The organism is Saprospiraceae bacterium (genome assembly GCA_016712145.1).
Lineage (GTDB): Bacteria > Bacteroidota > Bacteroidia > Chitinophagales > Saprospiraceae > Vicinibacter.
The window spans coordinates 216,679-235,141 of the sequence record JADJRO010000003.1 but is presented as its reverse complement, the minus strand read 5'-3'; the positions used below and the strand labels follow the sequence as shown (position 1 = coordinate 235,141).

General features: G+C 34.0%; 23 protein-coding genes. 19 read left to right on the top strand and 4 right to left on the bottom strand.

All coding sequences use genetic code 11. The features are described 5' to 3' along the window. Nucleotides 1-93: 93 nt before the first annotated feature. The 4 genes from IPK91_13600 to IPK91_13585 all read left to right on the top strand — a co-directional run bounded on the left by IPK91_13600 (nt 94) and on the right by IPK91_13585 (nt 2,849). Nucleotides 94-396 carry a nucleotidyltransferase domain-containing protein gene (locus IPK91_13600; GenBank protein MBK8298282.1) on the top strand — a complete coding sequence of 101 codons (303 nt, stop codon included), beginning with the start codon at nt 94-96 and terminating at the stop codon, nt 394-396. Then, nucleotides 386-721 (top strand): DUF86 domain-containing protein, encoded by a 336-nt coding sequence (locus tag IPK91_13595; GenBank protein MBK8298281.1) that lies wholly within the window; start codon nt 386-388, stop codon nt 719-721. The genes IPK91_13600 and IPK91_13595 overlap by 11 nt, the downstream gene beginning before the upstream one ends. A gap of 196 nt (nt 722-917) precedes the next feature. Continuing rightward, a complete protein-coding gene (locus tag IPK91_13590) occupies nt 918-1,799 on the top strand; it encodes a T9SS type A sorting domain-containing protein (GenBank protein MBK8298280.1) in 882 nt (293 codons plus the stop codon). 177 nt (nt 1,800-1,976) lie between these two features. After that, complete coding sequence (locus tag IPK91_13585; GenBank protein ID MBK8298279.1) at nt 1,977-2,849, top strand: hypothetical protein; 873 nt, start codon at nt 1,977-1,979, stop codon at nt 2,847-2,849. A gap of 597 nt (nt 2,850-3,446) precedes the next feature. On the opposite strand, the gene IPK91_13580 is transcribed toward IPK91_13585, so the two are convergent. Next, on the bottom strand, nt 3,447-3,584 hold the full coding sequence (locus IPK91_13580; protein ID MBK8298278.1) for a hypothetical protein: 138 nt from the start codon (nt 3,582-3,584) through the stop codon (nt 3,447-3,449). A gap of 132 nt (nt 3,585-3,716) precedes the next feature. Beyond that, a complete protein-coding gene (locus tag IPK91_13575; GenBank protein MBK8298277.1) occupies nt 3,717-3,854 on the bottom strand; it encodes a hypothetical protein in 138 nt (45 codons plus the stop codon). Between the two features lie 545 nt (nt 3,855-4,399). Between IPK91_13575 and IPK91_13570 the strand changes: the two genes are divergently transcribed. From IPK91_13570 to IPK91_13540, 7 genes are all read left to right on the top strand, one after another. Further along, a complete protein-coding gene (locus IPK91_13570) occupies nt 4,400-5,179 on the top strand; it encodes a hypothetical protein (protein MBK8298276.1) in 780 nt (259 codons plus the stop codon). Between the two features lie 166 nt (nt 5,180-5,345). Further along, entirely contained in the window at nt 5,346-5,534 is a 189-nt protein-coding gene (locus IPK91_13565) for a hypothetical protein (GenBank protein ID MBK8298275.1), read from the top strand. 50 nt (nt 5,535-5,584) lie between these two features. Then, a complete protein-coding gene (locus IPK91_13560; GenBank protein ID MBK8298274.1) occupies nt 5,585-5,926 on the top strand; it encodes a hypothetical protein in 342 nt (113 codons plus the stop codon). Nucleotides 5,927-6,659: 733 nt separating this feature from the next. Next, nucleotides 6,660-6,881, top strand: a complete 222-nt coding sequence (locus IPK91_13555) for a hypothetical protein (GenBank protein ID MBK8298273.1) — start codon at nt 6,660-6,662, stop codon at nt 6,879-6,881. Then, the gene (locus IPK91_13550) at nt 6,874-7,179 is read left to right on the top strand and encodes a type II toxin-antitoxin system RelE/ParE family toxin (GenBank protein MBK8298272.1); all 306 of its coding nucleotides are present in this window, start codon (nt 6,874-6,876) and stop codon (nt 7,177-7,179) included. The genes IPK91_13555 and IPK91_13550 overlap by 8 nt, the downstream gene beginning before the upstream one ends. A 194-nt stretch (nt 7,180-7,373) precedes the next feature. Further along, nucleotides 7,374-8,099 (top strand): nucleotide-binding protein, encoded by a 726-nt coding sequence (locus tag IPK91_13545; GenBank protein ID MBK8298271.1) that lies wholly within the window; start codon nt 7,374-7,376, stop codon nt 8,097-8,099. 438 nt (nt 8,100-8,537) lie between these two features. Beyond that, nucleotides 8,538-9,320 carry a hypothetical protein gene (locus tag IPK91_13540; GenBank protein MBK8298270.1) on the top strand — a complete coding sequence of 261 codons (783 nt, stop codon included), beginning with the start codon at nt 8,538-8,540 and terminating at the stop codon, nt 9,318-9,320. Nucleotides 9,321-9,882: 562 nt separating this feature from the next. Here IPK91_13540 and IPK91_13535 read toward each other — a convergent pair. Continuing rightward, nucleotides 9,883-10,878, bottom strand: a complete 996-nt coding sequence (locus IPK91_13535; GenBank protein MBK8298269.1) for a WYL domain-containing protein — start codon at nt 10,876-10,878, stop codon at nt 9,883-9,885. 155 nt (nt 10,879-11,033) lie between these two features. Here IPK91_13535 and IPK91_13530 point away from each other — a divergent pair, with 155 nt between their 5' ends. The 4 genes from IPK91_13530 to IPK91_13515 all read left to right on the top strand — a co-directional run bounded on the left by IPK91_13530 (nt 11,034) and on the right by IPK91_13515 (nt 15,062). Further along, nucleotides 11,034-12,194, top strand: coding sequence for a DUF1669 domain-containing protein (locus tag IPK91_13530; GenBank protein ID MBK8298268.1), 1,161 nt, complete (start codon nt 11,034-11,036; stop codon nt 12,192-12,194). Between the two features lie 274 nt (nt 12,195-12,468). After that, nucleotides 12,469-13,746: an RNA-directed DNA polymerase gene (locus IPK91_13525; protein MBK8298267.1), complete on the top strand. Its 1,278-nt coding sequence runs from the start codon at nt 12,469-12,471 to the stop codon at nt 13,744-13,746. Next, the gene (locus tag IPK91_13520) at nt 13,743-14,654 is read left to right on the top strand and encodes a hypothetical protein (GenBank protein MBK8298266.1); all 912 of its coding nucleotides are present in this window, start codon (nt 13,743-13,745) and stop codon (nt 14,652-14,654) included. The genes IPK91_13525 and IPK91_13520 overlap by 4 nt, the downstream gene beginning before the upstream one ends. Then, the gene (locus tag IPK91_13515; GenBank protein MBK8298265.1) at nt 14,655-15,062 is read left to right on the top strand and encodes a hypothetical protein; all 408 of its coding nucleotides are present in this window, start codon (nt 14,655-14,657) and stop codon (nt 15,060-15,062) included. Here the strand turns inward: IPK91_13515 and IPK91_13510 are convergent. Next, nucleotides 15,051-15,266 (bottom strand): hypothetical protein, encoded by a 216-nt coding sequence (locus tag IPK91_13510; GenBank protein ID MBK8298264.1) that lies wholly within the window; start codon nt 15,264-15,266, stop codon nt 15,051-15,053. The genes IPK91_13515 and IPK91_13510 overlap by 12 nt on opposite strands. Before the next feature lie 200 nt (nt 15,267-15,466). Here IPK91_13510 and IPK91_13505 point away from each other — a divergent pair, with 200 nt between their 5' ends. From IPK91_13505 to IPK91_13490, 4 genes are all read left to right on the top strand, one after another. Next, complete coding sequence (locus tag IPK91_13505) at nt 15,467-15,847, top strand: hypothetical protein (protein ID MBK8298263.1); 381 nt, start codon at nt 15,467-15,469, stop codon at nt 15,845-15,847. A 208-nt stretch (nt 15,848-16,055) separates the two neighbouring features. After that, nucleotides 16,056-16,940 carry a hypothetical protein gene (locus tag IPK91_13500; protein MBK8298262.1) on the top strand — a complete coding sequence of 295 codons (885 nt, stop codon included), beginning with the start codon at nt 16,056-16,058 and terminating at the stop codon, nt 16,938-16,940. A 214-nt stretch (nt 16,941-17,154) separates the two neighbouring features. After that, nucleotides 17,155-17,793, top strand: coding sequence for an NAAT family transporter (locus IPK91_13495; protein ID MBK8298261.1), 639 nt, complete (start codon nt 17,155-17,157; stop codon nt 17,791-17,793). 29 nt (nt 17,794-17,822) lie between these two features. Beyond that, the gene (locus IPK91_13490) at nt 17,823-18,401 is read left to right on the top strand and encodes a Crp/Fnr family transcriptional regulator (protein ID MBK8298260.1); all 579 of its coding nucleotides are present in this window, start codon (nt 17,823-17,825) and stop codon (nt 18,399-18,401) included. The last annotated feature ends 62 nt before the right edge of the window (nt 18,402-18,463 follow it).

The window sequence follows — 18,463 nt, the reverse complement described above, 5'->3', positions numbered from 1 at the left end:
GTCAACTTGCGTTTGGCGGTGCAGCGTGTATTGCCAGACCGTTACTGCCAATGCCATAATATATCCTAATAAATACGTAACTTTGCACTAGTAATGAAAGAAATTAATACACATATAGATCAAATAAATAAACTTTGCCTTTCCAACAAAGTAAAAGCTCTCTTTGCATTTGGCTCAGTTACAACTGACAAATTTAACTTAGACAGCGACATTGATTTAGTCGTTGATATTGACGAAAGTGATCCTATTAATTATTCTGACTATTATTTCAGCCTTAAATTACAACTTGAAAATCTGTTCAAAAGACATATTGATCTGTTGGAACAAAAAGCAATTAAAAATCCCTACTTAAGAAAAGAAATAGATCAGACTAAAGTACTTATCTATGGAAAATGATATTAAGGTTTGGCTTAACGATATTAAACAAGCAATACAAGAAATTTATCAATTCCAGCCAGACAAGAAAAATTTCTTGAAGTTTCAAAAGGATTTAAAAACTAAACGGGCAATAGAACGAAATATTGAAATTATTGGTGAAGCTGTAAACAGAATATTAAAAGTAAAGCCAGAATTTCAATTGACAAATACACGGAAAATTGTAGATACTAGGAATAGAATTAGCCACGGTTATGATAGCGTTTCAGAAGATATTGTGTGGTCAATCATTGTTCGTGACATTCCGAATTTGGAAAAAGAAATTGAGCAACTCTTAAACTTATAGAAAGCACTGGCACTAACACAGTATACACTCGATCCCGCCGATCCGTATTTATTTTTTTACTTTTGGCTTACAAAAAAAATAAAAGTAATCCGTAACTTTGGCTGCTTCCAAGCAGCGGTACCGCGTGTATACTAATCCGTTGGCAGCAAATTTAACTTAAAACAACAGGCATCGTATAAAACTAATTTTATTTACCATGAAGTCGCTTCTACTTTTTCTTATTCTACCGAACCTAGCCTTAACCCAGACATGGGCTCCAATTGGTGCAAAATGGACTTACACACAAGGTACAATCAATCCCAATTATACAACATTCACAACATTTGAGTCGGTTGCAGATACAGTTATAGATGGACAAAGTTGTAAGATCTTAACAATAATTGAACACTATGGACCTGGTTGGTCGGACACCTCACAACAATACACATATTCAGATAGCAACCGGGTTTATTTTTATAGTGGCACGAGTTGGTGTTTAATATATGACTTTAATGCACAACAAGGTGATACATTCGTACTGAATTGTTTTCATGGGGCACTCGTCCAGCCAGTAGTAAAAGTTTTATCTGTTGACACAATTACAATTAATGGGCATCAGCGAAAACGCTTTGATTATTTAGTATCCGACTTGCTTATTGGATTTTCTGGATTTGTAATTGAAGGAATCGGTAATACATATGGCATGTTTCCAGTTGTCCATCACACCTTAGGTATTGGACCTTTAAGATGCTATAAAGATAGTATCCTTGGTCTTTATAAAAACCAATATTACTATAGAAATAGGGATTCAGCATGGCACCAGGACTGCAATTTAATTATTACAGGTGTTGACGATCAGACTGCTTCTGAAAATTTGAAAGTTTTTCCGAATCCTTTTTTCGATAATCTTACATTCCAATTCTTAAACAACATACAAACAAGGGTTACTCTTTATGATTTAATGGGAAAGTGTGTTTTAGATCAAATATTTACAAACTACGCTACAATAAATACGGAACTTTTGCCACCTAGTATCTACTTCTATGAGGTAAGGAGCAATAATAGAACACGAAAAACTGGAATGATTATCAAACAGTGAAAGCGGATAAAATCTGCTGCCAACATGGCATAGACTCTACAACGCCAAGCATCAAAAGTCATTCACTTTTAATTTTTTTCGGTAATGAAAAACTTAATCTTTATTTTTGGCTGCTAATGATTTGGCGGTGCAGCGTCTATCCCAAACCCGTTACTGGCGATTTATTAAAATTATTTCATGAATAGTAAATTTTTTATTATTTCATTATTCTTAACTATAAACATTGATTTAGTTCGTAGTCAGTTCCATGATACTACTGAACTAAAATTAATTATAAATAAGTTAAAAACACCTGAACAGCACAAAATTTTTTGGGATAAGTTGTACCAAATTGATCAAACACTGGCGCAAAAAGGTGGAAACCATGATTCAATTTTTGAGCGCAATTTGATTTTAGCAAGTATGTATATTAATAAATACGGATTTCCAGATCCAAAAAGAAGTGGAAATAATGGATATATTGCTTCATATATTTGGGTACATACAAAATATTTGGATATGGAAAAATTTACATTTCCAATAATAATGAAAGGTTTTAAATCGGGGCTCATTGAGTATAACGATTTGGTCAATTACTTTATCAGTGGAATGTATACCCAAGAATTTGATATAGATGATAACTACCAAAATATAAGTTTAAATGATCTCTTCTATAAATTACAATTGAATTTAAGTGATACAATAGATATCCATAAATTGTTATTGAAGTTGAATAGATTCCATTCCTTTGAAAAAGGGCATAGAAGTAATTTAGGTATTTGGCAAATATTTACACCAAGGGATACATTACGCTACAATGATATTGTAATCCCAAGAGGAGGTGAAGGTGAAAAATGCCAAATGTTTAAACATGAAAATGAAAATTACTATTTTGGATTTTTAAATTCTGCCGTGGAATATAAAGAAATAGAATTCTTAAACGCTAATAAAACAATATTCAAAACTAAATATTATCATGGAATTGAGTATTACGAAATAATGGAAAATGGAGATATCACTTGGTTTAGAAAACACAACGTAACGATAAATATGAGGAAAATTAGAAAGTAATTCAAATTCAAAAAGTCTTAATTAATTTCAAAGAGCAATAAATAAACCGCCAGTAACACGGCATAGACTCTACCCCACCAGGCATCATGAATAATTCTCTTTTAATTTTTTTAGTAATGAAAAACTAATTTCCTATTTTTGGCTGCTAAACATTTGGCGGTGCAGCGTCTATGCCAAATCCGTTAGCGCACATGATGCAAGAATTTTTTAAGATAGCTTTTGGGTTCGATTCATGTCGCTATTGCTTGGCCTTTAAAAATAAATTGCAGCGGATTTTTTTTAGCAGTTTAAAAAGTTCCACTTGTTGGGACAGCATCACGTGACCCTAACAGGCACTACTCGCTACCCCGCTATCAACTTTAGGTTTTACTCTTAATTTTTTCGGTTTTTAAAAATTATTTTTTACTTTTGGTCAACTTGCGTTTGGCGGTGCAGCGTGTATTGCCAGACCGTTAGCGCACATGATGCAAGAATATTTTAAAGAAAGCTTAGTGGTTCGATTAATGTCGCTATTGCTTGGCTTCCAAAAATTGATTGCAGCGGATTTTTTTTGGGCAGTTTAAAATGTTTCACTTGTTGGGACAGCATCACGTGACCCTAACAGGCACTACACGCTACACCGCTATCATCTTTTGGTTTTACTTTTAATTTTTCTCGGTTATAAAAATAATTTTTTACTTTTGGTTTAAATGCGGTTGGCAGTGCAGCGTGTATTGCCAGACCGTTAGCGCACATGATGCAAGAATTTTTTTAAGATAGCATTTTTGTTTGATTAATGTCGCTATTGCTTGGCCTTTAAAAATAAATTGCAGCGGATTTTTTTGGCAGTTTAAAAAGTTCCACTTGTTGGGACAGCATCACGTGACCCTAACAGGCACTACACGCTACACCGCTATCATCTTTTGGTTTTACTTTTAATTTTTCTCGGTTATAAAAATAATTTTTTACTTTTGGTTTAAATGCGTTTGGCGGTGCAGCGTGTATTGCCAGACCGTTAGCGCACATGATGCAAGAATTTTTTTAAGAAAGCTTTTGGGTTCCATTCATGTCGCTATTGCTTGGCCTTTAAAAATAAATTGCAGCGGATTTTTTTGGCAGTTTAAAAAGTTTCACTTGTTGGGACAGCATCACGTGACCCTAACAGGCACTACACGCTACACCGCTATCAATTTTAGGTTTTACTCCTAATTTTTTTCGGTTGTTTAATAAATATTTTTTACTTTTGGTTAGCTTCCCCTTGGCGGTGCAGCGTGTACTGCCAGACCGTTACTTCACATGATGCAAGAGGGACGCCAGAATGATTGTACTCTGAATTCATATCGCTCTTGTTTGGCTTTATATTCAACTTTGCGTCGCACTTAATTTTACATCCTTAAATTTTTCACTTGTTGGAACAGCATCACGAATCAGTAACAGGCTACACACGCCATACCGCCTTCAACTTCTTGATTCTATTTTAATTTTTTCGGTAATTAATAATTATTTTTTACTTTTGGTAAACGTTGGTTTGGCGGTCCAGCGTGTATCGCCAGACCGTTAGCAGTAACCGTATGACGACAGAGCATCCACGACATTGGACAATAAATTGGGAGGTTGACGACTGGCAAGTTCAGTTGACGACTGACTTTTACAATTTGCATAAGGACAATGTATTTGTGCGGACAAGGGACAGGAGAAATATTCAAAAAATCGGACTGGACTTCTCAAAAGAGGTTGTTTGGAAATCACTTGTTTCCTGCTTACTGACATCACAACAGAAATCTGGCCCGACAAGTAAGGTTGCACAGTTACGTCGGACTGACCCGTTTCCACTTAGCTTACAGTTTTGCCTTGACAACTTTGCCCAACTTGACAAAGTTGCACAGACAATTCTTTCTGACTTTGGCGGACTTAGACGGACTACAATTATTGCACAGCAACTCAAAGACAATCTTCAAAGCATCGTTGACAATGACTGGTTTATTCTCAAAGAGATTACACATTACGAAGTAACTATTGACGACAAATACTGGGAACAAAGTTTAGCAGACACAATCCAAAGACAAGTGAATGGTTTCGGACCAAAGCAGTCAAGAAATTTTCTGCAAATTTTAGGAGTAACTAAATATGAAATTCCTCTTGACAGTAGAATTGCGGACTGGTTAAACAAAAACAATTTCCCTATTCATTTGACAGCAGGTGGACTTTCTGACCCGCATTACTATCAATTTATTTCGGACGGCATACAGCAACTTTGTGAGCAAGCAAAAATTTATCCTTGCTTACTTGACGCTGCAATATTTTCAAGTTACGACAAAGGCAAATGGACAGAGGAAAATTCAGTATTCTAATCGGACGACAGAAAACGGCTACTGCTAACAGCACATTTGCAATAGGCGGGGTTTCGTGCTCCGAAGAAAGTTATGGGTTTGCAAAAAGTTTGTATCTTCGAATAAGCATTTGTGCTGAAAAACCCGCCCATCGCAAATCTGCAAAACGTTATAGGCCACTTAAAATATGAAATTTATAATCAAAATATTAATTACTATAAGTTTACTTTCATGTAATAAAAAATATGATAAAAATAGTGCAGGAACTTTGGAGAATGTTTATAATTTAAGCTGCAACCTTGATTTACCAGGTGAATTAAAGCAAAATAAGAATCATTTATTACCATTAGATTCAACCTTTTTAATCATGGGTTGATAACAGAAAATATTAGGAAATATTTATAAAAATAAGATTTTTATGTTGTTATTTGGTTTGTTGGATGTCGCGGATGTAAATATCAAGAACCTTATTTCAAAGCTTTGTACAATAAGTTCCTAAATAAGAATATTTCATTTATAAGTTTTTGCCTATACTCTGACCGCGAAGAAGCCGAAAATTATATTACAAAAAATGAAATTCCAGGTGATCATTACATATTGAATGTAAAACAAACCGAACAGTTTGAAAAAATATATGAAATTTCTTCTTATCCAACTTATTTAATTTTTGATAAATACAAGAAATTGCAGTATGGAGATGCACCAAGACCAAATTCTGAAGGAATAGAAAAGTTACTGCAAACATTAATAAAATATAGCGGCCTATAACAGGCTATACACACTACCCCGCCACCAACTTTAATGATTCTCTTTTAATTTTTTTCTGTAACTAGAAATTATTTTTTACTTTTGGCTGCCAGACCATTGGCGGTGCAGCGTGTATAGCCAATCCGTTAGCGCACATGATGCAAGAGGTTTTTAAAGATAGCATTTTTGTTTAATTAATGGCGCTATTGCTTGGCCTTTAAAAATGAATTGCAGCAGATTTAATATTGCAGCTTATAACTTTTCACTTGTTGGGACAGCATCACGCGACACTAACAGGCAGCACACGCCACACCGCTTGCAACTTTATGTTTTACTCTTAATTTTTTTCGGTTGTTTAATAAATATTTTTTACTTTTGGTTAGCTTCCCTTTGGCGGTGCAGCGTTTACTGCCAGACCGTTAGCGCACATGATGCAAGAATTTTTTTAAGATAGCTTTTGGGTTCGATTAATGTCGCTATTGCTTGGCTTTTAAAAATCAATTGCAGCGGATTTTTTTGGCAGTTTAAAACGTTTCACTTGTTGGGACAGCATCACGTGACCCTAACAGGCACTACACGCTACACCTCTATCATCTTTTGGTTTTACTTTTAATTTTTCTCGGTTATAAAAATAATTTTTTACTTTTGGTCAACTTGCGTTTGGCGGTGCAGCGTGTATTGCCAGACCGTTACTAGCAAGCCAAAGCGTAGTGATTAATTTCAAAATTTGTATATTAGCATAAATTAATTGAATATGGCTACAGTTAAAGAAAAGATAATCAACGGGATACAAAATATAGATAATGAAGAATTACTTCAAGAGGTTTATACTCTTTTACTAGATATACAGGAAACTAAACAAGTCATTACTTTAAATGCAGAACAAAAAATGTTGATTGAAGAAGCCAGAAATGATTATAAAAGTGGCCGTTATTATACAACAGAAGAAGCATTTAAAGATTTGTTAGATGACTAAGCCAATTGTCTGGTCACAAAACGCAAAGAACGACTTAAAAAACATTAAGAAATTTTTTGACACTCGAAATCAATCATCAGCCTATAGTAAAAAGCTATTAAAAACATTTCGTGATTCAGCTAAATTAATAGAAAAGTTTCCATTATTATCAATTCCTACTGAAAATGATAATGTTAGAGGTTTTGTGATACTAGAATATATCATCTTTTATGAAATAATGAGTGAGCACATTCTGGTTCTAATCGTTTGGGATTGTCGACGCGATCCAGAGCAATTGAACAAATTAGTGAAGCGATAAGAAAGGCCTGCTTGTAACATGGCATAGACTCTACACCGCCAAGCATCTAGAATCATTCTCTTTTAATTTTTTCCAGTAATAAAAAACTAATTTCTTACTTATGGTTGTTAATCGTTGGCGGTGCAGCGTCTATGCCTAATCCGTTGGTGGCAAGCAAACTAATTAATATTAAGGTGATATAATTACGCATTTCTATGGAATTGAAATTAATTTTAGAAACAATTATAAAAAATGGCTATGTAGCCTATAATGACCCTTCTTCCGTACGGACTAAATTCGAAAAGTGGTTTTCATATGCAGAGAATTCCCTTAAACAGGTATTTGGCGATAATTGGACGGATATAGTCCCATGGGAAGGCTATATTCATGATACGGATTATTTTGATGCAAAATCAAGGTTGTTAAGGGCATTGAGAACATTAGAAAACTCATTGCATTTATTTCCAACCGAAATTACATTAGAACAAGAAAAGAGCATTCGTCATGCGAAGGAATATCAAGTCTTTATTGTTCACGGGCATGATGAAATAGCTAAATTGGACTTGAAAAATTATTTGCAAAATACTTTGAATCTACCTGAACCCATAATCCTTCATGAAAAACCTAACTTCGGAAAGGCGATAATTGAAAAATTCGAAGAATATGCTTCCAAAGCAACAATTGCATTTATACTATTAACTCCAGATGATTATGTATCCGACGGAAAAGAAGATAATATAAATAAATATCGCGCAAGGCAAAATGTAATTTTAGAACTCGGATATTTTTTAGGAATTTTTGGAAGAAAATCTGGAAATGTAATCTTGCTTCATAAAGGCAATTTAGATATTCCTTCTGATATTTCGGGTATCGTTTATATTGACATTTCAAACGGAGTAGAATCTGCAGGAGAAAAAATCAGAAGAGAACTATTTAAATAAGAAATTGCCTGCCACCAACACAGTATACACTCGATCCCGCCGATCTGGATTTAATTTTTCACTTTTAGGTGATAGGTAAATAAAAATAAAACGGTAACTTTGGCTGCCTCCAAGAGGCGGGACCGCGTGTATACTAATCCGTTAGCGCACATGATGCAAGAATTTTTTTAAGATAGCTTTTGGGTTCGTTTAATGTCGCTATTGCTTGGCCTTTAAAAATAAATTGCAGCGGATTTTTTTAGCAGTTTAAAAGTTCCACTTGTTGGGACAGCATCACGTGACCCTAACAGGCACTACACGCTACCCCGCTATCAACTTTAGGTTTTACTCTTAATTTTTTCGGTTTGTAAAAATTATTTTTTACTTTTGGTCAACTTGCGTTTGGCGGTGCAGCGTGTATTGCCAGACCGTTAGGCGACATTTAAAATAAAATATGAAATGGCTATATTTAATATTAATTCAACTGATTATTTAAAGATTAAACATAAGGATAAATTGATCTCAATTCTAAAAAAGGATCGTTTTAATGAGTTTAATCCAGATATACTTGGTTTAGGTAAAATTGATGTGAAATCAACGCAAATTAATAGTTTAAGTGTTATGTTTGATTTAGAAGGGTTTACATCCTTTTGTAAACAAATAGATCCACAATTGGCGGTTCCAGAGTATTTAAATGACTTTTTAAATTGGCTTTTCGAAAAAATTAGAAAAGTATCGATAAGCAAATCATTTAAGGATGGTTATAAATTATATTCAAGTCTACCATTTTTATCTAAATATCTTGGTGATGGAATCCTATTTTTATGGAATACAGATAAAATGTCTGATACTGCAATAAGAAATGTAGTAGTTATGATGTATGAAGTCTGCAAAGAATATAAAAGTGAATTTTTACCTTCGATATCATCCAAAATTACTTCTGCACCATCAAGGCTTAGATGTGGAATAGCAAGGGGTGCAATTTATAGTGTTGGAAACGGAAATGATTTTGTCGGACCCTGTATTAATATGTCCGCCAGATTGCAAAAGTTAAATTCATTGACTTTTTGTTTCTCAAGAAGAGGAATCAATCCAGCTTTAATGGGCACTGGTTATAAAGATACATTTATAATAAAAAGAGTACAAATAAGAGGAATAGGTGATGAGGAATTGGTTTGTTTATCAAAGTATGAATACAATGAGATGGACGAAATTGAAAGAGCTAAGTTCATAAACGTTTAGTAAAAACGTCGCCTAACATGGCATAGACTCTACACCGCCTGGCATCTTAAATCATTCTCTTTAATTTTTTCCTGTAATTAAAATTTAATTCATTAATTTTGGTTGCAAATGTTTGGCGGTGCAGCGTCTATGCCAAAACCGTTAGCGCACATGATGCAAGAATTTTTTAAAGATAGCATTTTTGTTTAATTAATGTCGCTATTGCTTGGCTTTTAAAAATCAATTGCAGCAGATTTAATATTGAGGTTTAAAATGTTCCACTTGTTGGGACAGCATCACGTGACCCTAACAGGCACTACACGCTACACCGCTATCATCTTTTGGTTTTACTTTTAATTTTTCTCGGTTATAAAAATAATTTTTTACTTTTGGTCAACTTGCGTTTGGCGGTGCAGCGTGTATTGCCAGACCGTTATGCCTCATTGTAGAACGAATGTGCAACCATCAACATTTGTGCTGACAACGGACGACAAAAGCCAACCCTTCGCAAAATGAAAAGAGGTGTTTTGCACCACACAAGCCGACCCAAAAACACCACATTTAATTTTGCCCAACCGCACCGCTAATACAGACCAGCAGACTTGCTTATCCGACCTAAAATTGTTTTCTGAAAGGACTTTGGACTTAACACTTTGACAGTTTCCCCAAAGGACAAAATCAACTTTTCTAACTCATAATTGGGGACAACGCTAATGGTAACTTCAAGACCATCTTCTGTGTTTTTACTTCTTTGTGTTGGGTGTATTGGTTTCGTTACGACATACGGGGCTTGACTTGGAGAAAACCACAACTTGACAGTTTGTAACTCATCATCAACTTTTTTAGTAACGCCAATTAAATCATAAAAATAGTCCTCCCAATCGACTTCTGTTTCAATATACTTGGCTTTGGCTTCCTCAATGGTTTTAATTCTATCTAACGCCATATTCCAGTATTCATTTTTTGTAAACTCATTGTAACCGAAGACAAACCAACGGTTATTGTATTGTTTCAAATAATAAGGATGAAAGGCAATTGTATAAGGCAAAGGACTTTTGAAGTCTTGATATTCAACGGTCAAAGACCGTTTGTTTACAATAGCATTGAATAAAGGCGTAATAAATTTTGAACCTTCATAATCCAAATTATTTTCAAATGACATAACTTCTCTTTCGAGGCTTACCAAACCAAGTTTAGATTCAATGGCAGGAATTATTTCACTGATAAACTCAAATTGCGGAATGCCCTTAAACCTTGACAATACTTGCAAAGCAGACTTTAATTGCTTTGCTTCTGTTTCGTTTAAAGGTTGGTTATTTATAGAATATGCCGAATCGGAATATTTGAAATACACTGTTCTTCCATCTTTGTATTTCTCAATTGGGGCTTTCCATTCCGACAATTCCATATACTGCATATCTGCATAAAATTGAGTTTTTCCAATTCCTTCCAAACCTTCTTCTAATAAGGCTTTATTGGCTTCATCTATTAATCGTTGCCGAGTGTATTTGGCTCCTGTATTCCGTAGACACCTATCGTAAGCAAGATACCGTGTTAGTGCTTTTTTATTTATTGACATATCTGTTCAGTTTCACTGAACAAATGTAGCGTTTGTTTGCATCGTAATCAAATAAACAATTTAAAAAGCAAAGAAAATAAAAATTTATCAGTTCAGTTTGACTGAACACATGGGTTTCATCTTTGCATCATCAAATCAATATTAAAAAACGAAATATGGAAAATATGAGCAACAACAATCGTGAGCAAATCATTGCCCTTTTAGACAAAGCCGAAAACAGAATTCAAATTGCTGTGTCATGGCTTACAGATGAAGTATTAATCAGCAAACTTGGCGAAGCTGCACAAAAGAAAAAAGTGGAGTTGCTTCTTTCTTGTGATGCTTTGAATGTTTGGCGTTACTCGTCAATAAGAGAATTGCAAAGCAAAGGTGCAACCGTTTTAAAAACAGGATCTAACGCACCGGGTGTAAAGGGATTCATGCACGCAAAGTTTCTGATTGTTGACGGCACACTTGCGTATGGTGGTTCGTTCAATTTTACCGAAGTGGCAAACTACAATTATGAAAACTTTGCAAAGTATGATTCTGAAACTGTGCAATCGTTTTCAAGTAAGTTTCAAAACTGGTGGTCAACTGCAAAAGATTACACAATTGATTTTGAAAATCCTGATGCTGTGAAAAAACTTGTCGTGCAAAGTTTTGAGATGCAAGAAAAGTTTCGTGAAAATTTGCTTTCAGCTTTTGATGCAGAACAAAGAAAGTTTGTTGCAAAAGATGTTGCTGAAAGAGATGCTCTGATTAAAGCCGAAATTGAGAAAGAGAAAATCAGAGAAACTGCAAAGGCAATGCAGTCAGCAAAGGTTTCTGTTGCTACAACAGGATTGCTTCAAAGCAATACAAGCGGTGTTGTCAGCAAACCACATAAATTTTATGGCGGTCGTTTGCACACAAAGTTTCATGGGCAAAAGCAGCCAAACTCCTATTTGTCAGCAATAATGCAAAAGAGAGAGATTGAAGAAAAGTTTTCGTTTCTCAAATGCAGAATTGAAAATGACACTCTGATTTGCAGGGGCGAATTTAAACCCGATGCAAATGCATACGATGTTCGTATAGAGTTTAGGGCTGGATGCTTCCCACAAGTTTATGTTCTCAATCCGTCAATCAAACCTAACGCCAACATTCATATTTACAGAGAAGGTTCACTCTGCCTGTTTTATCCTGGAGATTTGAAATGGAAAGACACTACAAGCATTGCAGAATATACAATCCCCTGGATTTACGAATGGATTTTGTTTTACGAATTGTATCTACTAACTGGTATTTGGGAGGGAGAGTATGTCCCTCATGGTGAAATAAACAATATTGTAAACAATTAATGTTAAAAATAAACGACTAAATTTGACCCTTGAAGTGCCAACAAAAAGATTTTGAACTGTTCATTGCGATTTGCAATGTCGGCCAGCAATGGCTGTTTAAATGGTAGTTATTTTAATTGTTCAGCATTGAGCTATAATGAACATTTAGTTATTGAATATATCAGTAATTAATATATTATAATAAAATATGAATAAATGAATATTGCCATCATTGAATTTATGATGGATTCATCCATAAAGAAAATCAGTTGGCACTTCATTTTTAAAATATAATATGCGATTAACGCCTGAAAATATAGAAGAAATTAAAGTTCGCTTTGCGAAAACCGAGACCGTTGAGGAGTTGGCTCAACTGTTAAGTTGGGTGTATGCCTTGAAGTTTCCAAAACGTAGCGAAAAAACAACTATTATAATTGAGGCAAAGCACTTAAATTATTATGCTTTTAAACCTGTCAACAGATACAAACAATTTACTATAAAAAAGAAAAGTGGTGGCGAAAGAACAATTTCAGCACCACGTTACAAGCTGAAAACCATTCAAAAATGCATCCACGAAATATTGAATGCTGTTTTTACGCCTCATTTTACCGCTACTGGTTTTGTACCTAGAAAGAGCATTGTTGATAATGCTAAAGTGCATATCGGAAAACAATTTGTTTTTAACACCGACTTAAAAGACTTTTTCCCAAGCACAGAATTTAGAAGAATTAAAGCTGTATTGGGCTTAGCCCCTTTTAATTTGACTGATGCAAATGAAATAAACTCTAACAAAGACAAAAAGAAAACATCGGACGAGAAAGGAAAAGGATATTTGGGTTATCTAATAGCAAACCTTTGTTGCGACAATGGTTGCTTACCACAAGGTGCACCAACATCGCCAACGCTAACAAATTTGATTTGCCAACGGCTTGACAAAAAACTTTATAAATATGCAAAAAGTATAAATGCAACTTATTCAAGGTATGCGGATGACATTACATTTTCGGCCAACAAACCAGTATTTGATGAAACATTCAAAAAAATACTAATTGACCTTATCGAAGTTCAAGAGAAATTCAAAATTAATTTTGAAAAAGAAAGACTTCAAGGTGGAGGAGAAAGACAATCTGTAACAGGCATAATTGTAAATAGAAAGAGCAATGTCGATAGAAAATATTTGAAAGATGTTCGTTTCTGGTTAATGTGTTGGAAAAAATTTGGAACTAATGCGACACAACAAAAATTCTTAGTTCAATTTCCAGAGAAAAAAGGCTTTTTAAGGTATAACGGTACAACGCCTCAATTTTACAACTACCTCAATGGAAAAATTTTGTTCTTGGGTATGGTTAGAGGTGCAAAAGATGAAATATTCTTGAAACAAAAAATGAATTTTGACGAATTGTACAGTGAAGTGACCGGCAAAAATAACAAAACGGAAATTGGAACAGTAATTCAAAGAGATTCAAACTACGAGTCTTCAGATTTATCAAAGGGAATTCTTGAAATACTTAATGAATTAGATAGAAACGGATATACAAATGCAAACAACAAATTGAAAACAATATTCAAATGACAAATGAAGAAATAGAAAGCGAAAAGCTAAAGTTTTTGATGAATGTGTTTGACAAAATGCAGGACTTAAAACTGTCAAATCCATCAAACCCAAACTTGCAAGAAATCGAACGGCTTTTTATTAAACACGCCAAAGACCAATTTGCATTTCAAAAGTTACGACTTACGGATATTCAAGAATATTCAATTGAAAGTGTAATTGCAAAACAAGCAAACGAGTTTTATTCTTCAATCCCTTATTTTGTAAATTTTCCACAGATAATTAAAGAACAATTACTTGCAGATTATACTCAAATGGAACACCAGCGAAGAAGGGATAACTTTGAGCGATTTTGCCAATGTATATACCAACAAATAGAAGCAATTGTAACACAATTGTGGAGTATAGAAAACACAAATAATCAAAGCAAATTATGGAATCACATTTTACAAAATCGAACAAATAAAGCTTTTGCAAACCGAAGTTTTGACAATGTTGCAAGACAATTTGTATTGACACCATATTCGACTGGTTTTAAAATTCAAAACATAATTTTTAAGTATAACGATTATAACAGAAGTCCGAGTTATTTTAGCGATGCAGATTATGATACCTATTTCAACAACCCAAATGCCAACTCCAAAGACAAAAAAAATGATTTTCAAGTAAAATTGAGGGCTGTTTTATTCGTTTTGTATTTTGAAGAAAATGTATTGCAAGAAAAATTTGAAGAGCTTTTTGATACATTATATGAAATTACCTTAATAAGAAATACTTTTCATAGAGGACCAAATGGATTCACATCTTACCAGCAGAATATTATAAACAGAATTTATCAAAATCCATCTTCTCATTATCATAAATTTTTTGGTGCACTCTGTGATTTCCTAGTTAAAAGTTTAAACTCAAACAAAATCAATATTTTATAAATGCAACTGACTGAAAATAAAATATCAAACCAAACCCAAGCTATTCAATACTTCATCGAAAAAATGGATATTGAAATGGTGGATGCATTTTTAGACAACGATAAAACCTATCAGGACTTTGAAAAGTATTTGTTTATTAGTAAACTTCAACAAGCATTTGCCACATTTGCAGACCTTGGCGACACTTATTTGTTTGCAGTTGAGGGCAGTTGCAACTCTTGTGACAAAACCAAGAATGGTTATACTTTCATCGGCAACAACAGCAATAACTATATGAGCATTATTTTCGACACGGCAGACAATAAAATTAACGACCTTTACGAGTGTAACGACTTTAAGAACACGAAGACCAATTTGAATTTAAAAGAAAGAATTTATATCGACAACGAACTAACTTTACCATTCTAAAGCCAACGCATTTGGTGGCACATTTGTATTTTTTGCAACAGCACAAAGCCAAACAAAAAAATCCAAAAGAGCCACCAAGCCAACGCACAAAGACAGACCAAAATGGACAGACAAACCACGACCGAAAAAGAACAACGAAGGCATAACAGCACCTACCCAAAAGGCGGGGTTTCGTGTTCCAAAGACAGTTTTGTGGTTAATCAAACATTTAGTTTTTCAAATCAAGTTTTGTGGCAAAAGTCCCGCCCTTCGGGTAGCTGCAAAACGTTACCACTAATACATCTTAGTTTAGGAAGTATCACTTCGGTCCTTTAGGAAATAAGAAAATAATTGTAATTAATCTCCGTTCATCTATAAAATTCAGATAACTTTGTATTGTTTTTATCTATTTAAATTAAATTATAATGGAATCTAAAATTCAGATTATCAAGAAAATAGTGAGTTGCGCTCTAAAATATATTAATTCACGTTCTAAAGAAAGGGATGTGCTGCATAAAGCGTTTGGATGGGATGGGATTATTACACTTGATCAAAGTAACAGTTTGTTTGTCGGTGTAAAATTTGTTAATAGTTGTATCGATAATAAACTCGTTTCGCTCAATGGAGATATTCTAAATGAACAAAGTTTAATAGAATTCTTTGATAATTCTTTGGCAAGTAATGCAGTCATGACACTAAATAATAGTGTCGTTTATACTATGTTAAACTCTAGAAATGTAACTAGAGAAGAATTTGACGCCATTATAAAAAGTTCTGATTATAATCCTCCAAGTGTTGGTTCTTAATAGAAATGATTATGCGGAGTAATGCTTTAAAGCACTAGCGGTAACAATGTATACACTCGATCCCACCGATCCGACATTCTCTTTCACTTTTGGCTACAGTGAAAATATATAAAAGCATTTCTTTGGTTGCATCCAAGCGGCGTGACCGCGTGTATACTCATACGTTATAGGCTACTCTAAGACGACAAAACGAACATAGACTATCAATATGGGAATAGACAAAGACAATTTACCATTTTCAAAACGTTACGGATTTGAACCAATTGAAATTCCTTTTCAGGCAGACAACATTGACCACGTTTTGCGGACAGAGTTATGGAATGCTTTTTATATTTTCATCTACCGCAGACTTGAAAATGCAGAGAACTACTCAAAAGATACTTTTCGGACTTTGCATCAAGTTCTTTGGGTTCACTTTTTCAAAAAAGCTCTGGACGATTTCCCCGATTATGACTATGAATTCAGTAATTTTACTCGACAACACATTGAAAAAGGAACTTGGTATAAAGTTTACGAATTTTTTGAGTTTGTTTTTCGAAACATTAAGGACGGCCACACATACCAATATTTAGAATTTGAAGATTACGTTAATGCAAAACTAAGAGCGAACAATTCAGCCTATACTTTAACAGGCAACAAGTTTATTCCTGTAACTAATGAAGCTGAAATTAACGAGCTAAAACAGACACAAAGTTCAGCTGAACAACACGGACTAACAGGTATTCAAGAACATTTGAATTCTGCTATTGAACTTCTTTCGCAAAAGCCGAAACCAGACTATCGAAATTCTATCAAAGAAAGTATTAGTATGGTCGAAGTGATTTCACGAATTATTGAGCCAACTGAAAACACATTAGGCAAGGCATTAAATAAACTTGATAAACACCAAAAAATAAGTGGAACACTTAAGGCTGGATTTGAAAAACTTTACGCATATACAAATGACAAAAACGGTATTAGACATGCTTTAATGGACGAGCAACCTGTTGACTTTGAAGATGCAAAATTCTTTTTAATTGCTTGTTCTTCATTTACAAACTACCTAATTGAAAAAGCAAAAAAGGACAACTTGTTAAATAGCAAGAAACAATGATAGTAAGAAGAGCAGCCTATAACATGGGCTTAGCGAAAGCGGGCGTGCAGTCGGAACTTCAACCGTTTGTGCTTTTAATTAACTTTGGTGCGGTGCGACAGTGAAGTGCTTTTAATTGCCCGCCTTCGCCAAGCCGTCAAACGTTAGCTGCAACCCGACCGAAACAGTCTGCAGTAGATAAATGAACTTGATAAATAGTTTATATAAAAATAATATGACAGAAACAATTTCATTTGGACTTTTATGTATCACTTCATTTTTTACCTTAATAAATCCATTAGGGACAATGCCTGTGTTTATGTCAATGACTGCTGACCTATCCGTTGTTGACAGAAATAAAACTGCAAAGAAAGCCTCTATAGTATCGCTGATAACAATAGTTGCTTTTGCCTTTACAGGACAACTCCTATTTAACTTTTTTGGTATTTCAGTAAATAGTTTTAGAGTTGTTGGGGGTGTAATATTTTTTATTATGGGAATGGATATGCTTCAAGCTAGACTTGGACAAGTGAAAATCAAAGACAATGAAGTAAAAAGTTATGTAACTGACATTTCAATAACACCTTTAGCTATTCCTATGATTTGTGGACCCGGGGCTATTACAAACGCAATTGTTTTAATGGAAGATGCCAATAACATTCAAAAAAAAATTATTTTAATGCTTTCAATTTGTCTAATAATGTTTGTTACTTATTTAATCCTGTATAGTTCATCTAAATTGATAAAACTACTTGGGCAAACAGGCATAAATGTTATGATGAGAATAATGGGACTAATAGTTATGGTTATTGCTGTTGAGTTTTTCTTTACTGGTTTAAAACCAATCATTTTGGATATATTAAAAAGCAGATAGTTGTTGTTCAAAAAAATACGATAATCAAAATGAGTGTACTAGAAAAAATAGACATTTTCAGACAATTCACCGACTTTAACGACAGTGAATTAGAAATCATTATGCCTTATTTTGTAGCTAAAAAATTTAAGAAAAAAACTCATCTTCTTGATGTAGGAAAGGTTTCAGATGAAGTTTATTATTTAATAAAAGGCTGCATAAGACTTTATTGCGAAAAAGACGGAGAAGAACTTTCAACTTACTTTTTTACAGAAAATATGTTTGCTGGCTCTTATGACAGTTTTCTATCACGAAGACCAAGTAAAGTTGCTATTGAAACATTAGAGGAATGTGAAGTTTTGGTACTTACTCACGAAGCCCAAGAAAAATTGTATGACATATTTCCGAAAATGAACGAGTTTATAAGAAAAGCCATTGAACAAAGATTTGTGTTATTGCACGACTTGTTTATTTCTTATCTTTTAAACAGTCCAGAAGAAAGATATTTAATGCTTCAAAAAGATAGACCAGAATTATTGCAACGAATTCCCCAACACCAAATCGCTTCGTTTTTAGGCATTACAAGAGTTTCTTTAAGTAGAATTAGAAATCGTTTGGCTAAAAAGTAGCGACTTGAATTTTGTATCTTTTGTTATCGTTTTAACCAATTTCAGCATCGTAGATTTGCAGA

Bases quoted from the DNA above. Each gene is read 5' to 3' on its own strand.
- IPK91_13600 (MBK8298282.1), top strand. From the start codon at position 94: ATGAAAGAAATTAATACACATATAGATCAAATAAATAAACTTTGCCTT.
- IPK91_13595 (MBK8298281.1), top strand. From the start codon at position 386: ATGGAAAATGATATTAAGGTTTGGCTTAACGATATTAAACAAGCAATA.
- IPK91_13590 (MBK8298280.1), top strand. From the start codon at position 918: ATGAAGTCGCTTCTACTTTTTCTTATTCTACCGAACCTAGCCTTAACC.
- IPK91_13585 (MBK8298279.1), top strand. From the start codon at position 1,977: ATGAATAGTAAATTTTTTATTATTTCATTATTCTTAACTATAAACATT.
- IPK91_13580 (MBK8298278.1), bottom strand. From the start codon at position 3,584: ATGTGCGCTAACGGTCTGGCAATACACGCTGCACTGCCAACCGCATTT.
- IPK91_13575 (MBK8298277.1), bottom strand. From the start codon at position 3,854: ATGTGCGCTAACGGTCTGGCAATACACGCTGCACCGCCAAACGCATTT.
- IPK91_13570 (MBK8298276.1), top strand. From the start codon at position 4,400: ATGACGACAGAGCATCCACGACATTGGACAATAAATTGGGAGGTTGAC.
- IPK91_13565 (MBK8298275.1), top strand. From the start codon at position 5,346: ATGAAATTTATAATCAAAATATTAATTACTATAAGTTTACTTTCATGT.
- IPK91_13555 (MBK8298273.1), top strand. From the start codon at position 6,660: ATGGCTACAGTTAAAGAAAAGATAATCAACGGGATACAAAATATAGAT.
- IPK91_13550 (MBK8298272.1), top strand. From the start codon at position 6,874: ATGACTAAGCCAATTGTCTGGTCACAAAACGCAAAGAACGACTTAAAA.
- IPK91_13545 (MBK8298271.1), top strand. From the start codon at position 7,374: ATGGAATTGAAATTAATTTTAGAAACAATTATAAAAAATGGCTATGTA.
- IPK91_13540 (MBK8298270.1), top strand. From the start codon at position 8,538: ATGGCTATATTTAATATTAATTCAACTGATTATTTAAAGATTAAACAT.
- IPK91_13535 (MBK8298269.1), bottom strand. From the start codon at position 10,878: ATGTCAATAAATAAAAAAGCACTAACACGGTATCTTGCTTACGATAGG.
- IPK91_13530 (MBK8298268.1), top strand. From the start codon at position 11,034: ATGGAAAATATGAGCAACAACAATCGTGAGCAAATCATTGCCCTTTTA.
- IPK91_13525 (MBK8298267.1), top strand. From the start codon at position 12,469: ATGCGATTAACGCCTGAAAATATAGAAGAAATTAAAGTTCGCTTTGCG.
- IPK91_13520 (MBK8298266.1), top strand. From the start codon at position 13,743: ATGACAAATGAAGAAATAGAAAGCGAAAAGCTAAAGTTTTTGATGAAT.
- IPK91_13515 (MBK8298265.1), top strand. From the start codon at position 14,655: ATGCAACTGACTGAAAATAAAATATCAAACCAAACCCAAGCTATTCAA.
- IPK91_13505 (MBK8298263.1), top strand. From the start codon at position 15,467: ATGGAATCTAAAATTCAGATTATCAAGAAAATAGTGAGTTGCGCTCTA.
- IPK91_13500 (MBK8298262.1), top strand. From the start codon at position 16,056: ATGGGAATAGACAAAGACAATTTACCATTTTCAAAACGTTACGGATTT.
- IPK91_13495 (MBK8298261.1), top strand. From the start codon at position 17,155: ATGACAGAAACAATTTCATTTGGACTTTTATGTATCACTTCATTTTTT.
- IPK91_13490 (MBK8298260.1), top strand. From the start codon at position 17,823: ATGAGTGTACTAGAAAAAATAGACATTTTCAGACAATTCACCGACTTT.